Origin of the sequence: Malaciobacter halophilus, from assembly GCF_002837275.1 — a bacterium.
GTDB lineage: Bacteria > Campylobacterota > Campylobacteria > Campylobacterales > Arcobacteraceae > Malaciobacter > Malaciobacter halophilus.
Window position 1 is genome coordinate 1 of sequence record NZ_NXIF01000075.1, and the last position, 277, is coordinate 277.

Genomic DNA, 277 nt, shown 5'->3' on the forward strand with positions numbered 1-277 from the left:
TTTAGATTTAATGCAATCTTGGCCAGAGCAAGCTATGAAGTTTGGTTTAAAACATGAAATGAAGAAAATTACTTCTGTTGTTAAAAATGATGATATTTTTACTTTAACTTCTGAAGATGGTAATACATTTGAATCTAAGGCTGTTTTATTAGCTACTGGTTCTGTTCCAAGACGTGCTGGATTTAAAGGAGAAGATGAGTTCTTTGGTAGAGGAATATCAACTTGTGCTACTTGTGATGGATTCTTTTATAAAGGAAAAGAAGTAGCTGTTATTGGT

The 277-nt window shown here is 32.1% G+C and carries 1 protein-coding gene; it reads left to right on the top strand.

Features of this window, described 5'->3' with window-relative positions:
• The coding region (locus CP960_RS13115; RefSeq protein WP_165777369.1) for an FAD-dependent oxidoreductase at positions 1 to 277 on the top strand (277 nt) is incomplete at both ends.